This is a genomic window from Brucella gallinifaecis (assembly GCF_006476605.1).
In the GTDB taxonomy this organism is placed as follows: domain Bacteria; phylum Pseudomonadota; class Alphaproteobacteria; order Rhizobiales; family Rhizobiaceae; genus Brucella; species Brucella gallinifaecis.
This window is the reverse complement of record NZ_ML636804.1, coordinates 209,469-225,363: the sequence shown is the minus strand read 5'-3', so window position 1 is coordinate 225,363 and position 15,895 is coordinate 209,469. Positions and strand designations below refer to the sequence as shown.

Here is a 15,895-nt window from a genome sequence, read left to right as displayed (position 1 = left end):
GCAATTGCCACCATAATTCTGGCCCTACTTGGCGGCGATAGCCGCCATAATGCGAGCCCAAGAGCGCTGGCCCTTATGGAAAGAGTTCAGCTCATATTTTTCATTGGGCGAATGGATACGGTCGTCTTCAAGACCAAAACCGACGAGCAGCGATTCCATGCCAAGGAACGTGTCGAAATCACCGACAATCGGGATCGATCCGCCCATGGCAATCAAAACGGCAGGCTTTGGCCATTCATCGGAAAGCGCATCCTTGGCTTTGGAAACCAGCGGTGAATCATAAGGCAACTGGATTGCCGGCGAGCCGCCATGCGGATGAAACTCGACCGAGCAATCGGCTGGCAGGCGCTCTTCGACAAAGGCACGGAAGGCTTCACGGATTTTCACCGGATCCTGCTTGTGCACAAGGCGGAAGGAAACCTTGGCCGAAGCTTGTGCTGCGATAACGGTCTTGAAACCATCACCGGTATAGCCGCCGATGATGCCGTTAACTTCCGCAGTGGGACGCGCCCATGTCAGTTCCAGAACGCTGCGGCCTTTTTCGCCCGAAGGGATTGAGAGACCAATTGGCCCAAGGAAATTTTCAGCAGTACGGCCAAGGCCTTCCCATGATTGCAAAATCTGCGACGGTGTTTCTTCCACCCCTTCATAAAAGCCCGGTATTGTAACGCGTCCGGTGTCATCATGAAGATCGGCAAGAATTTTGCTCAGAATATGGATAGGATTGGCGGCGGCACCTCCGAAGAAGCCCGAATGCAGATCGCGGTCAGCAGCCTTGATGACGATTTCTTCGCCAACCAGACCGCGCAGGCCAACACTGATCGCCGGTGTTTCCTCATTCCACATGGCCGTATCGCAGACCAGCGCCACATCGGCTTTCAGCTCTTGCTTGTTGGCCTCAAGAAATGGCTTGAGCGAAGGTGAGCCGGATTCTTCCTCGCCTTCAAACAGCAAGGTCACCTTGACAGGCAGATTGCCGTTGACAGCCTTATAAGCGCGACAGGCTTCAACAAAGGTCATCAGCTGACCCTTGTCGTCGGAAGTTCCGCGACCGGTCAGGATTTTGCGACCGTTGCCGACATCCTTGACAGAAGGTTCAAACGGATCATTTTCCCAAAGATTGAGCGGATCGACCGGCTGCACATCATAATGGCCATAGAAAAGCACATGCGGTGCATCAGCGCTGGCCCCATCGTGATGCGCAACGACCATAGGATGCCCCGGCGTATCGCGCACGCTTGCTCTAAAACCAATAGACTTCAAATCCTCAACCAGCCATTCGGCAGCCTTGCGGCACTCGGCCTTGTAAGCCGGATCAGTCGAAATCGACTTGATACGCAGAAGATCGAACAGATGATCGATGCTTTTGTCGAGATTTGCGTCAATGTGATGGAGGACTTTATCGAGTGAGTGCGCAGACATGGATATTTCCTGACGAGTCGTAAAACTGTTTGCACAGTACAACTGCGAGACCCAAGAAGAAACCCGGTTTGATCAACGAAAATACCGTGAAAATGAATTGGCCGTCGTGGTGAGGGGGGATACCACAACGGCCATATCACTACACTCACAAACGACAGCCCGGAGAGGGGATGGGGCTATCGTTTATCACCGGCATCCAACGGGGGACGGGTCAGAAAACCGGCGATCAACGTGTTGTTGATGATCAGGATTTGGCCCTTCAACTGTGGCTATTCAAGGGCATAGAGGGCGTTTTAAGATTACAAATTTGTAACATAAGCGTTATCAATTTGAGAGTTTTATGTGATGGGTGCGAAGCTACGAACAAGCTTTCACGTGGACATGTTTGCCAACCCGCACAAGGCCGGTTTTCTTTATGCTTTGTTTCCTCTAATCCTAAGCCATGAAAAAAGGTGATCATCTCTTCCTCATTGACGGCTCGGGCTATATTTTCCGTGCCTATCATGCCCTGCCACCGCTGACCCGCAAAGCGGATGGCTTGCCGGTCGGCGCCGTCTCCGGCTTTTGCAACATGCTGTGGAAGCTGCTGAAAGATGCACGCAATACGGATGTGGGTGTGGTGCCAACCCATTTTGCGGTCATTTTTGACTATTCGTCGCAGACATTCCGCAAAGAGATTTATCCTGAATATAAAGCCAACCGCACCGCGCCACCTGAAGACCTGATTCCGCAATTTGGTCTGATCCGTCAGGCAACACGCGCCTTCAATCTGCCATGTATTGAAAAAGAAGGCTTCGAGGCGGACGATCTGATCGCGACCTATGCCCGGATTGCGGCAGAAGCCGGTGCTGATGTTACTATTGTATCGTCTGACAAGGACTTGATGCAGCTCGTCACGCCTCAGGTTTCAATGTATGACGGCATGAAGGACAAGCAGATTTCGATCCCGGAAGTGATCGAAAAATGGGGTGTGCCGCCGGAAAAAATGATCGACCTGCAATCACTGACCGGTGACAGCACCGACAATGTGCCGGGCATTCCCGGCATCGGACCAAAAACGGCGGCGCAATTGCTGGAAGAATTCGGTGATCTTGATACGCTGCTCGCACGTGCGTCCGAGATCAAGCAGAACAAGCGCCGCGAAAACATTATCGCCTATGCCGATCAGACCAAAATCGCACGCGAACTGGTGACGCTTAAAAATGATGTGCCGCTGGATGTCGATCTTGATGGTCTGGTGCTTGAGCCTCAGAATGGACCGAAACTCATCGGATTCCTGAAGGCGCTTGATTTCACCTCACTCACCCGCCGCGTGGCGGAGGCAACCGACACCGATGCATCGGCAGTTGAGCCTTGCCATATCGAGACTGAATGGGGTGCTGATGCGCATGGTCCCGATGTTGATGTGCCAGTGAAACCGGAAACCATTTCGTCTGGCACTCAAACCGTTGCAGCGGACACAACTGATACCAGCGGATATACGCCCAAAGCGCTTGCCGCAAAACGTGCATCGGATGCTCTGGCGCAAAAAATCGATACGAGTGCCTATAGCTGCATTCGCGATATTGAAACGCTGAACACATGGCTCGCGAAAGCCGTGGAAACAGGTCTTGTTGCTTTTGATACGGAAACCAATTCGCTTGATCCGATGCAGGCGGAACTGATCGGCTTCTCGATCGCGCTTGCTCCGGGCGAAGCTGCCTATATTCCGCTCCAGCATAAATCCGGCGCAGGCGATCTGCTCGGCGGCGGCATGGTCGAAGGACAGATACCGCTCGATAAGGCCCTGGCTGCGTTGAAAAATGTTCTTGAGGATGAATCTGTTCTCAAGATCGCGCAGAATATGAAATATGACTGGCTGGTCATGCGTCGCCATGGCATCAATGCTGTGTCTTTTGATGATACGATGCTGATTTCCTATGTGCTGGATGCCGGCACCGGTGGCCATGGCATGGACCCGCTGTCAGAGCGCTGGCTGGGCCATACGCCAATCGCCTATAAGGATGTTGCAGGCAGCGGCAAAAATGCTGTCACTTTCGATATGGTGGAGATTGAGCGTGCAACGGCCTATGCTGCTGAAGATGCCGATGTAACATTGCGTCTGTGGCAGGTGCTAAAACCGCGTCTTGCCGCTGAAGGTCTGGCATCGGTTTATGAACGGCTTGAACGGCCATTGATTGATGTTCTCGCACGGATGGAAGAGCGCGGCATTTGCGTTGACCGGCAGGTTCTCTCACGGCTGTCGGGCGATCTTGCCCAGTCTGCTGCGCGTTTTGAAGATGAAATCTACGAGCTGGCCAGTGAAAAATTCAATATCGGCTCGCCCAAGCAGCTTGGCGATATATTGTTTGGAAAAATGGGGCTTCCGGGTGCCTCAAAGACCAAGACCGGCCAATGGTCGACCTCTGCACAGGTGCTTGAAGATCTGGCTGCCGAAGGTCTGCCCCTGCCGCGCAAGATCGTCGACTGGCGCCAGCTCACAAAACTCAAATCCACCTATACCGATGCCTTGCCGGGCTTTATCCATCCGCAGACCGGGCGGGTGCATACATCCTATTCAATGGCATCCACATCGACAGGGCGTTTATCCTCTTCTGAGCCGAACCTGCAAAATATTCCGGTTCGCACCGCTGAGGGTCGCAAAATCCGCACCGCCTTTGTCGCAGAACCCGGCAACAAGCTGATCTCTGCCGATTACAGCCAGATTGAATTGCGGGTGCTGGCGCATGTTGCCGATATTGCACAGCTCAAACAGGCTTTTGCGGACGGCATTGATATTCATGCGATGACGGCTTCAGAAATGTTTGGCGTACCCGTTGAAGGCATGCCTTCGGAAGTGCGCCGGCGTGCAAAAGCGATCAATTTCGGTATCATTTATGGCATTTCAGCCTTTGGGCTTGCCAATCAGCTTTCGATCTCGCGCGAAGAAGCAGGGCAATATATCCGCACCTATTTTGAACGTTTCCCCGGCATCAAGGATTATATGGAAGCGACCAAGGCTTTTGCGCGTGAGCATGGCTATGTCGAAACCATCTTTGGGCGTCGTGCGCATTATCCCGATATCAAGGCATCAAATGCGCAGGTGCGTGCCTTCAATGAACGCGCGGCAATCAATGCCCCTATTCAGGGTTCTGCTGCCGACATTATCCGCCGCGCCATGATCCGCATGGAGGACGCGCTTGCAAAAGAAGCGCTTTCAGCCCGTATGCTGTTGCAGGTACATGACGAACTGATCTTTGAAGTGCCTGATAACGAGGTCGAGCAGACAATCAGTCTGGTGCGTCAAGTGATGGAAAACGCAGCCATGCCAGCCGTATCGCTTTCGGTGCCGCTGCATGTCGATGCGCGTGCAGCGCATAACTGGGATGAGGCGCATTAAAGTCTCACCCTGTTGACCTGAGAGGCGCAAACCTATAGGTAGGCGTCAATTATGTTGCTTCGTTGGTCGTCAGGAGAGTCGTGAACAAACAGGTTCATGACTGATGGGTGTGCGGCTTGAGAAGCTTTTTTCGTGAAAGTTATTCATGTCCCTACCTGAAACGATCGCTCCGGCACTTTCCGGAGCATTAGCCGCTCGTGGTTACAATACGCTCACTGCTGTTCAAAATGCCGTTCTCGCTTCTGAGACACTTGATGCCGATCTGCTCGTTTCCGCGCAGACAGGCTCCGGCAAGACTGTCGCTTTCGGCCTTGCCATGGCATCGACCATTCTTGGTGATGAACTGCGTTTTGGCCGCCCGGAAGCGCCCTTTGCCATGATCATCGCGCCAACACGTGAACTCGCCTTGCAGGTTCGCCGCGAACTGGAATGGCTTTATGCCGATACAGGCGCCACCATTGCATCCTGCGTTGGCGGCATGGATATTCGTTCCGAGCGCCGTGTGCTTGAACGCGGATCGCATATTGTTGTCGGCACTCCGGGCCGTCTGCGTGATCACATTTCACGCAATGCGCTTGATATGTCGCAGCTTCGCGTTGTTGTGCTTGATGAAGCCGATGAAATGCTCGATATGGGCTTTCGTGAAGATCTCGAATTCATTCTTGGTGAAGCACCGGCAGACCGCCGCACATTGATGTTTTCGGCAACCGTACCAAAGCCAATTGCACAGCTTGCCAAGCGCTTCCAGAAGGATGCGCTGCGCATTTCTGCTGCTGGCGAAGCCGGTCAGCATGCCGATATTGATTATTTCGCCATGCCTGTTCCGCCGCAGGAACGTGATCATGCAATCATTAATACGCTACTTTATTATGATGCGCAGAATACGATTATTTTCTGCTCAACGCGTGAAGCGGTCAAGCATATGGCAAGCCGCCTTTCCAATCGCGGTTTTGCGGTTGTGGCGCTTTCAGGCGAACTAAGCCAGGCCGAGCGCAATAATGCGCTGCAGGCAATGCGCGATGGCCGCGCACGAATTTGTGTGGCAACCGATGTTGCGGCACGCGGTATCGATCTGCCAAACCTTGATCTGGTAATCCATGCCGATCTGCCGAACAATGCTGAAACCATGCTGCACCGTTCAGGCCGTACGGGCCGTGCCGGACGCAAGGGCACCTGTGTTCTGGTGGTACCATTCTCGCGTCGGCGCATTGCGGAACGCCTTCTGCATATGGCAAAGCTCGACGCACAGACCGTTCCGGCACCCGGTATTGCGGCTGTTCAGGCCAAGACCAATGAACGCATTCTGAATGCAGAAGTGTTCAACCAGCCGGTTGAAGAAGAATATCAGGATCTGCTGAAAGCGCTGACCGAACGTTATACGCCGGAGCAGATAGCAAGTGCCTTTCTTAACCGTGAAGTTGCATCCCATCCGGCCGCGGAAGAAATTTCCGATGCGCCGGTGCATCCGATTGGCGGTAAAAAGCCGCGCGAGCGTTCAGAACGCAGTGATCGCGCAGAACGTGGAGAGCGTGGCGAACGCGGCCAGCGTTTTGATCGTGGCGAAGCGGGCGAGCGTTTCGACCGCAATGCACGTTTTGATGGCGTATGGTTCTCGGTTTCTGCCGGTCGCAAACACCGCGCTGATCCAAAATGGCTTTTGCCATTGATCTGCAAGGCAGGCGATGTGTCCAAGCGCGATGTCGGCTCGATCAAGATTTTCGACAATGAAACCCGCTTTGAAATCACCGCAGCCAAGGCCGAAGAATTCCGCCGCTCGGTTGAAGAACACGGCACAGGCGAGAAGGGTCTTGTTATCCGTACCGCTGTTGCAGGCGCTGGCGGCGATGCAGCACCGCGCGAAGGCAAAGGCAGTTTCAAGCCGAGAAGTGACTTCCGCGATGGCGGCAAAGGTGGCTGGTCAAAGCCAAAGGGCGACTTCAAGAAAGACGGTTTCAAGAAGAGAGACGGCAAAAAATCCGGCGACGGAGGCTTTAAGGCCAGAGCCAGTTAATTTGTCGGGAATGAATAGCCTCACATCAGAGCCTGTTTCGATCTGAATAAACAGGTTCTGCCCCGGAACTGGTTCTATTCGTGGAATGAAGGCTATAAAATTATTGTCAATATGCGATACTGCCCCTGATGGGACAGACAAATCGCCTTGCAAACCCCTCCCCTTCACCAATTGCAGTATTTGTTGCAATTGGTGGGGTCTATATCAGTCAAAGTGTAATCAGTGGGCTGACCTTTACCAGCCTGCCTGCAATATTGCGGACAAACGGATTACCGCTTGACCAGATAGGGCTGATTTATCTGGCTATTCTGCCATGGTCGCTGAAATTTCTCTGGTCGCCGTATCTTGAGCGTTTTCGTCTGCCTGCCCGTGGCAAAAACCGTTCGGCTCAGATCATACTTACCGGCGGGCTTCTATCAGCATCCTGTCTGTTACTGGCAGGTCAAATCGGCCCGCAGCAACTGACCCCGCTGCTGCTGTGTCTCACCCTCGTTGCCTTTGTGGCCGCAACCATTGATATAGCCTGCGACGGCTATACAGTGGAAGCTCTCGCACAACGCGATTATGGCTGGGGCAATGCAATTCAGGTCGGCAGTGCCTATCTTGGCGCTGCAATAGGCTCAGGGCTGTTTCTGGTTATTTATGATCATTACGGCTGGAACCTGTCCCTCGCATTGATGGCGGCTATGGTGCTTTTGCTGGCCATACCGTTTGTCCTGCAAAAAAATGTTCATCAGCCAGCTGTGGAACGCCAACACATACCGTCACTGCGTCTGGCGCTGCAACGCACCGAAATCCGCAAAGGGCTGGTGCTCACGGCCTGTTTTGTTGCAGCGCAAAAATGGGGCGGGGTGATGATGGAACCCTATATGATCGATGCGAAGATTGGCTTGTCACTTCTGGGTATATTAAATGGAGCTGGTGGGCTCATCACTGGCCTTGCAGGTGCATGTATCGGCGGTCTGGCGGTCAGATATTCAGGAACGCGCCCTGTCCTGCTTACAGCGCTTGTTCTGCAATGCCTGCTGATGATCAGCTTCATATGGTTCTCCGGGCAAAGCAACCCGCCGCGTTTTTTCATGCTGCTATGTGCACTGGCCTCCTCTTTCGGTGTGATGGCTTTTGGTTTTGTTGCCCTTTATGCCCGTTTCATGGAAATCTCGGATATTCGGCAAGCCGGTGTGGATTTTACAATCTTCCAGTGTATGGACGGCGTCATCAGCATGATCGGCGGCGTTGTGGGCGGAAAAATCGCTGCATTATACGGTTATCAGCCCCTCTTTGCAGTGGGCGCAGGACTGTCTGCAGCCGCAATGCCGCTCATCTGGTCGATGGAGCGTTTTGAAACGGGCAGATAAAACTATCCCGCTTCAGGCAAATTGCGCCAGCGGATTAACCATCGGCGTCCCGAACCGGAAGCTTTTTTGCGGATCAAGCAAATCCAGCATCTGACGATTATTACGCAATTGCAGACGATTGAAACAATTGCGCGTCATGACCGGTCGAAACAGATCATAGCGTTGATATTTATCTGCATTGTGAGGATATGCCATTTGATAGGTCTTGGTAAATTCTGCAACCAAAGCCCAGAATTCCTGTTCTTTCATCAGTCCCTGATCGTCAAGAACAGCAGAAAGATGGCGGAAAAACCCGTCAAAAACATCAGTAAAAATATGATCCCTTTTCAGCGCTTCATCAAGCTTATAGCTGATACGGGAAATCTCTTCCGGCACCGCAAGGGTGCTGTTCATCAAGCCGATTTCCTCGCCGATATCCTTCATCAGCATACGCTCAATCCGGCAATCTCTCATGACCATGATCAGGTTCTCGCCATGGGGCATGAAAGCAAGATCATAATGATAGAAACAATGGATCAACGGCACATAATAAGCCTTGAGATAGCTGCATATCCAGCCTTCGACAGACTGGCCCGAGGCGGCAATCAAACGTCCTGTCAAAGCCTTGCCATCCGCATCCTGATGCAGCAAGGCTGCCATTGTCATCAGTCTTTCACCCGGCTTCAAATATTGTTGCGGACTTTCGCGCCACAGGGCTGCCAGCATTTTGCCATAACCGGTCGATCCGCTGATTTTCTTACTGTAAACGGGGTTCTGATAACCGATAGCGGCCACCTCACGCAGAATAGTAAAACCGGCTTCGTTTAAAATTGCATCAGTGCCAAGCAGATCAACCAGCCATTCATTAATAGCCGGTGTAACAGACATATATTCCGGCGACAGACCGCGCATGAACCCCATATTCAAAATCGACAACGCGGTTTTGACATAATGTTTATGTGGAGCGGTAATATTAAAGAATGTACGGATGGATTGCTGCGGGCGGTAAATATCGTCCCCCTCACCAAGCCACACAAGATGGCGCTGCGCCACCTCCGCGGCAAAAGTGATTGCGATCTTATTCTGCCACTGCCACGGATGCACCGGCATGAAATAATAATCATCCGGCTCAAGCTCAAGCATGACCAGATAATCGCGCCAGCGGTTCAACAGGGCCGCATCCAGTTCCTGCTCGATCAACTGCTTGTAAGTCAGACTTGTGAAAGAACTAAAAACAGCACGGCTCCGACTGACTGCCAGCCATGTCATGGGTAAAGAGCGGGCTGTCTCCGGTGCATAAGCCAGATAATCCGCCGTGTTGAAACCGATACGGCCATTATTGGCAATAAAAACCGGATGACCTTCGCTCATAGCGGCTTCACTATCCTGATATTCGGCATGGCATAGATCTTCTGCTGAGCGGTTGCCGGATGATAGTTTATAGCAGGCAGAGTATAATGTGCTGCTGATCTCTTCGAGATAAAGCGGAAAATCATCGCAGCCTATATCCAGCTGATCACCTATGGCGATCAAGAATTCCAACGCATCGGGACCTCCCTCTGCCAGCCATTCATTCTGATCCGATCTCACCAGCCGTTTAAGACTTCTCCCATCAATCAGCCAATGATCGACCATCAAACGCCGCGCAGCAAATTCATAACGTAAGGTTTCACCAGCCGTGATCTGAAACATCCGTGCATTCAGTTGTTGCGGCTGCAAAACCTCCTCATGGGAAAGCTCTGCAATCATTTTACGCAACAAATGACGGTTTGCTTTCTCCCAGTAACAGGGAGACAAATGTGCGGTCTGCTCACAGCTATAAAGCGGACCCTTTGCAGGCCTGATGACGTCCAGAGACTGAAAAAAATCCTCCCGCCTGCACAGGCCAAGATAAGCCATCTTATCCGGCAACTGCACAGGTTTGATATGGGTAAAACCGACAAGACAATTCAGGCGATGAATTTTATGGTTTCTGATATCCGGCTCGACCACAATGCGGCGTATTTCAGCTTCAGAAAAGATAAAATGCAACAGACTGCGCATCACAGCCAGTGTAAAACCGCCACGGCGCAGCACAGGCGGTGCAACCAGCAAATGCATACCGCAATCGCCTTTTTCAGCACGATAATGATCGGAAAGACTATCTGTTAGCGGGTCATAAATTTCTGCCAGAAATGCAGGCTGATCATCGCAAAAACCTATGAAAACCGCCTTATCCGGTTCATTTTGCATAGTCTGATAATAAGACAGAACCTGAGATTTACTAAAACCGCCCATATTCCAGAAACGGGCATAAGGCTGGTTCACCCATCCAGCAATCATATCCGCTTGCTCTACAGACTGGAGCAGCCTGATAGAAAACCTCCCCGTTACAGGATCATTATGTGTAAAATTATCGGTTGATTTTAAAGCATGAATAAAAGAGGTCATGAAACTATAATCCGGTTTAAGATAAAATATATCTGCCCAAAACGCCGCCCGGAGCGGCTTGATTACTGCAATTTTTCCGGGAAACAGCCTGTTTCATATATTTGTTCATGGGCCGCGGACGGCGCTCCGAACTCTTGAAACGCAATGCGTTTTTCTGTCAGATAAATATCCTGTCCGCAGATCTGCTTCAGAATACAGGCATTGCGATAACAGCCCATGCCAAGATCGGGAGCTGTAAAACCATGGCTGTGTAATTCAGCGTTCTGAACGAAAATCTCGCCCCTGCCCCCATCGATTGAATAGAACCGGTCAACATCAAATTGACCGGATGGCAAATAACGGATTCTGCTACTGACCGGCTTAAGAAATTCCGGCTCCCTATAGGTATATCCGGTGCCCAGAATAACCGCATCACTGCGGATTCGGTAATTGCGGTTTTGTTCGATATGCTGAAAATACAGATCATACTGATCTGAAAGTCGATCGGGCGGACTAATCTGCATGAGTTCGCTGTTGGTCAACATTCTTACATGCTCGGCCTGATCTATACTGCGCTCATAAAGCCGGTGATAGATTTTCTGGAGCAGGCTGTCATTAATGCCCTTATAAAGCGGTCCCTGAGACTGTAAAATTTTCCGCCTTTTCGTTTCGCTCAAATGATAAAAATAATCCACATAATCCGGCGAAGTGAGTTCCAGTGTCAGTTTCGACAAGTCAAGCGGATAGAAATGGGATGAACGAGTTACCCAATTCAATTGATAGTTTCTCTGATCATGATCCTGCAAAAGATCATAAAAAACTTCTGCCGCGCTTTGGCCGCTGCCGATGACGGTAATGGACTTGCAATGTTGAAGAGTGTGCTTCTCAAACATATAGCGGGAAGTGTGAATGAACGTATCTGTCTGTTCATGATTGTTGATCAATGCATCGGCACAAGTAGGGATACAGGGAGTGGTTCCGGTTCCCAGTACCAGCCGCCGTGCCAGATAGGAAATTTTGCACTTGTTTTCAGCGTCATAAACCGTGACTACATAAAGGTGCTGTTGCTCATCATAGGTGACAGAGCAGACATTTTGCATGAAACAAATATTCTGCAATTGAGAAGCAGCCCAATTGCAATAATCATTATATTCGTTACGGCTGGGATAAATATTTTCCCGAATATAGAAATTATAAAGCCGGCCTTTTTGTTTCAGATAATTGAGAAAGCTGAAATCACTGGTCGGATCGGCCATTGTTACCAGATCACTGAAAAATGGGGTCTGAAGCATCGCTTCAGAAGTCAACATTCCAGGATGCCATTCAAACCGTGCTTTTCTTTCCAAAACAGTGTTTTAAAATGCTGCAAGGGCTGTGAGAGACAAGCAAGACTGAGATTGAATGGGCCTAAGCCAATGGCGATAAAATCATAAATCAAATGTGTCATTCTGTACCCCTGACGGAGAACCAACGTCACAGATCAGCAAAAATAAATTAAATAATACAGTATATTAGCAGCATCCATAGCTGCATGTTTCAAGATAGCTGATCTAATTGCGCAGTAAAATTGTTTGAATAGAATTCAGAAATATATTGAAGTTTTCTAATATTAAATAAACTTGAATTCAATTGTCAATTATTAAGTGAAAAGTTTTTGATGAAGACGGGTAATTTTAGAAAACCGCACATCCATGGCATACTGCGCAAGATATCGAGACCCCCGCAAAAAGATATTTTCCGGGACAGGCAGCAGGCGGCGCTGCTGAAAGAGGCTTTGAGAAAAAAGACGGCCATCTCTTGCAAAAAGATGGCCGGGAAAAAAGTGGCGTTGCGTGTGGTCAGCGAACGGCCCGAGATAAATGGCTCGATCAGCACAGGAACTCAAATAACCACATTAAGAACAGGGGAGATTACCCTGTAAAACTAATTACCGCCCATAATACCGCCTTGAGCCATTACCTGGATAAAAGCAGGAGTTAATATAACGGCAAAGATAACAGGCAAGAAAAACAAAATCATAGGTACTGTAAGTTTTGGCGGCAAAGCAGCAGCTTTCTTTTCCGCTCTCAACATACGCTGATCTCGGTGTTCAGCCGCAAGATGTCTCATAGCATCGCCTACGGAAGTACCATATTTCTCTGATTGAATCACACATTGTACAAATGTGTCTACACTGCGCAAATTGGCCCTTTTAGCAAAATTTCTATAAGAAATTCTTCTGTCTGGATATAAACCAAACTCGGCGATTGTTAGCTTAAGCTCTTCGGACAGTTCTTTTGACAAAAACTCAGCAACACTTGCAACTTTACTTAATGCAGCTTCGATTGTCATCCCGGTCTCGACACACACTATTATCAGATCAAGCACATCGGACCAGCTTTTCTCAATTTCCTTACGCCGTTTTATAATGCGATTATGCAGATAAATCCCCGGGAGAAAATATCCTATGATACCTACAGCAATAGCTATTAAGAAGTAAAAATAAAAGTACATATTATTAAACACACCAAATAATAATAAAATTATCCAAATGGCGATAAGAAATAATGGACAAATCATTCTAGCCAATCTCAAAACAACAATTGGCTTACTTCCTCTAAATCCTGCGGAACGTATTCTTAGAAGATCAACTTCATTTTTATTATTAGACAATATAGATATAGCCAGTTTTCTTATATAGCTGGATGATATATTTTTATCTATAAAATCACTATTATAATTAGATGATTTATCCCTTACGTGAACATCGATTCTTTCTTTCTTATGTATAAATGATTCAAAAAATAATGAACCAACAAAAAGTAACGTAATAATTAGAAAAAAATATGTCATATTATTATATCTCGAAATTAATCATTTTCCACATCAAGGCAATTCCAATCGCCATCCATGCGAGACTACAGTAAATTACGAAATTTCCTGTGAAAGTAGTAAATAGAAGAATAATATAATCTGGAGATGAAAAATATATAGCTGCTATAATAAAAAATGGAAGACTACCAATAATGTAAGCAGACGCCTTTGCCTCAGCAGCCAAGGCATTAACCTTTTCCCTCATACGAATTCTATTTCTAATAACAGTACTGATATTAGACAGTGATTCAGATATGCTCCCACCTGATTGGTTTTGGATTTTAACAACAGTTGAAAAAAGTCTTGTTTCTATCGCATCGATGCGATGTGTCAGGCTTTCTACCGCTTCAGGAACAGTTGCCCCCAGCTTGCGTAATTCAACAATGCGAGAAAATTCACTTTTGATAGGCTCCTCGGCTTCCGCCGACAATAATGAAAACCCATCAAACAAAGGAAGCCCTGATTGTATAGCACGCACAACACTGTCAATCGCATCAGGGAAATTTGCAAGGAATTTGCGTTGACGCCTTGCGCACAAATATTTCAACACGATTAAAGGCAATAATAACGCTATTACTGATCCTAGGATTAAAGCCAGAAACGTTTTTCCTGTATAAACCAGCAAGAATATGAAACAACACAGTCCTGCAAACAGAAAAGATAGCATATAGGCATTAAATGATATATTAATTCCCGAACGTTCTTTTAAACGACGTAAATTACTGATAATGCTTTTACTTTTCAGATCACTATATCTCTCAGAAAAATCTTTTGCATTAAAGACATTCTGTATAGCAAGCTTGTTATTGATGTGCATCCTAATATGTTTTTTCTTCCGCATATCTGCAAAGAAAATAATAATTATAAGCGAAAATAAGCATATTAAGGAAATATAAAAAATAGATGACATTTTTTTGCTTTTTATAAATTTTTAATATAACCTAAATCTACCGAAACAGATTATAATTAAATAATTGCATATACTATATTAGAACGCGTTTCGATCTGATTGAATCAGATCGGATCATGCTCAAAGGAATTTTATATTTAGATAGCACAATATATGAAGCAGTTTATCTATCTAATTATAATTCATTAAATGCATTTATGAGCTTGTCTTGAAGGCCAAACTCGACCGCTTTTGAATAAAAGCCCGGACGTGAAAGTCCCGCCCCTATATGGCGACCAACAATTCGTCCCGCTTCATCATATCCCGCCATTTCATATGTCAAAAGATCCTGCATAACGATCACATCGCCTTCCAGGCCCATTATCTCCGTAACATGCGTTATCTTTCGGCTTCCATCCTGAAGACGAGATACCTGGATAATAATATCAACAGCTCCGCATATCATTTCACGGATAGTTTTCTGCTGTAGCTGATATCCCCCGATTGCCATCAGAGTTTCAATACGATTAAGACATTCTCGCGGACTATTTGAGTGAATAGTGCCCATTGAACCGGCGTGACCAGTATTCATCGCCTGCAAAAGATCAATAATCTCTGCTCCACGAACCTCACCAACAACAATTCGATCCGGACGCATGCGCAGACTATTACGTACCAGATCACGCATGGTAACTTCGCCTTTGTTTTCAGCACTGGTAGGCCGCGTCTCAAGACGAACAACATGCTCTTGCTGAAGCTGAAGTTCAGCCGCATCTTCACAAGTAACAATGCGCTCAGAGGGATTGATATAGCAACCAAGGCAATTAAGAAGCGTCGTCTTACCAGAACCCGTACCACCCGAGACAATCACATTGCATCGCGTTGCACCTATAACCTCAATAATTTCGGCGCCAGCACTGGATATTGTGCCATATTCAACCAGTTTTGACATGGTTAGCGCTTCTTTTCGAAATTTACGAATAGTGAGAGTAGTCCCGTCAATTGCCAATGGGGGCGCAATAATATTGACACGGGAGCCATCAGCAAGTCGCGCATCGCAAATAGGTGACGCTTCATCAACACGACGACCAACCTGAGATACTATTCGCTGACAAATATTTAACAGCTCCTGATCATCTCTGAACTTGATCGGTGTTTTCTGTACCTTACCTTTAACTTCAATGAAAACATTGTCCGGCCCGTTCACCATGATATCAGCGATATCGTCCCGGGCAAGCAAAGGCTGCAATGCACCAAATCCCAAAATATCATCGCAAATATCAGAAATAAGCTGCTGCTGTTCAGCACCTGACATGACAATTCGCTCAGTGCTTACTATTTCCCTGACTGCGTCAGTAATTCTTTTTTGAGCCTCATTATTATCTATGGCAGCCAGCTCAGCCGTATCGATAATGTTGAAAAGAATTGAGATAACATTTTGCTTATTCTTATAACGTCTTTGATCATGCTTAAGATCAGAAATAACGTTATTCTCAAGAATATTATCTGTCTTTGTATTTGGCACTACAGTAACATCACCCGTAGAGGGTTTATCATTATTATTCTCTACGCTTACATTCTTTTTACCAAACATA

Annotated in this window: 9 protein-coding genes and 1 pseudogene; 4 read left to right on the top strand and 6 right to left on the bottom strand. The window is 48.0% G+C overall.

Annotated features, from left to right (window positions below; all coding sequences use genetic code 11):
* Positions 1–24: 24 nt before the first annotated feature.
* Positions 25–1,422 (bottom strand): dipeptidase, encoded by a 1,398-nt coding sequence (locus FHY56_RS09365; RefSeq protein WP_140904897.1) that lies wholly within the window; start codon positions 1,420–1,422, stop codon positions 25–27.
* Positions 1,423–1,864: 442 nt separating this feature from the next.
* On the opposite strand from FHY56_RS09365, the gene polA reads away from it, so the two are divergent.
* From polA to FHY56_RS09345, 3 genes are all read left to right on the top strand, one after another.
* Complete coding sequence (gene polA / locus FHY56_RS09355; protein WP_140904895.1) at positions 1,865–4,801, top strand: DNA polymerase I; 2,937 nt, start codon at positions 1,865–1,867, stop codon at positions 4,799–4,801.
* Between the two features lie 145 nt (positions 4,802–4,946).
* Positions 4,947–6,812, top strand: a complete 1,866-nt coding sequence (locus FHY56_RS09350; protein ID WP_140904894.1) for a DEAD/DEAH box helicase — start codon at positions 4,947–4,949, stop codon at positions 6,810–6,812.
* 128 nt (positions 6,813–6,940) lie between these two features.
* On the top strand, positions 6,941–8,170 hold the full coding sequence (locus tag FHY56_RS09345; protein WP_140904893.1) for an MFS transporter: 1,230 nt from the start codon (positions 6,941–6,943) through the stop codon (positions 8,168–8,170).
* 12 nt (positions 8,171–8,182) lie between these two features.
* On the opposite strand, the gene FHY56_RS09340 is transcribed toward FHY56_RS09345, so the two are convergent.
* Positions 8,183–10,579, bottom strand: a complete 2,397-nt coding sequence (locus FHY56_RS09340) for a GNAT family N-acetyltransferase (RefSeq protein ID WP_140904892.1) — start codon at positions 10,577–10,579, stop codon at positions 8,183–8,185.
* 62 nt (positions 10,580–10,641) lie between these two features.
* Positions 10,642–12,005 (bottom strand): annotated as a pseudogene (locus tag FHY56_RS09335) (lysine N(6)-hydroxylase/L-ornithine N(5)-oxygenase family protein).
* Positions 12,006–12,215: 210 nt separating this feature from the next.
* Here FHY56_RS09335 and FHY56_RS09330 point away from each other — a divergent pair.
* Entirely contained in the window at positions 12,216–12,479 is a 264-nt protein-coding gene (locus tag FHY56_RS09330) for a hypothetical protein (RefSeq protein WP_140904891.1), read from the top strand.
* 2 nt (positions 12,480–12,481) lie between these two features.
* Here the strand turns inward: FHY56_RS09330 and FHY56_RS09325 are convergent, their stop codons facing one another.
* The 3 genes from FHY56_RS09325 to FHY56_RS09315 form a co-directional block, all read right to left on the bottom strand.
* Positions 12,482–13,390, bottom strand: coding sequence for a type II secretion system F family protein (locus tag FHY56_RS09325; protein ID WP_140904890.1), 909 nt, complete (start codon positions 13,388–13,390; stop codon positions 12,482–12,484).
* A gap of 4 nt (positions 13,391–13,394) precedes the next feature.
* Positions 13,395–14,321, bottom strand: a complete 927-nt coding sequence (locus FHY56_RS09320; RefSeq protein ID WP_140904889.1) for a type II secretion system F family protein — start codon at positions 14,319–14,321, stop codon at positions 13,395–13,397.
* A 175-nt stretch (positions 14,322–14,496) separates the two neighbouring features.
* Positions 14,497–15,894 carry a CpaF family protein gene (locus FHY56_RS09315; protein ID WP_140904888.1) on the bottom strand — a complete coding sequence of 466 codons (1,398 nt, stop codon included), beginning with the start codon at positions 15,892–15,894 and terminating at the stop codon, positions 14,497–14,499.
* Position 15,895: the final 1 nt, after the last annotated feature.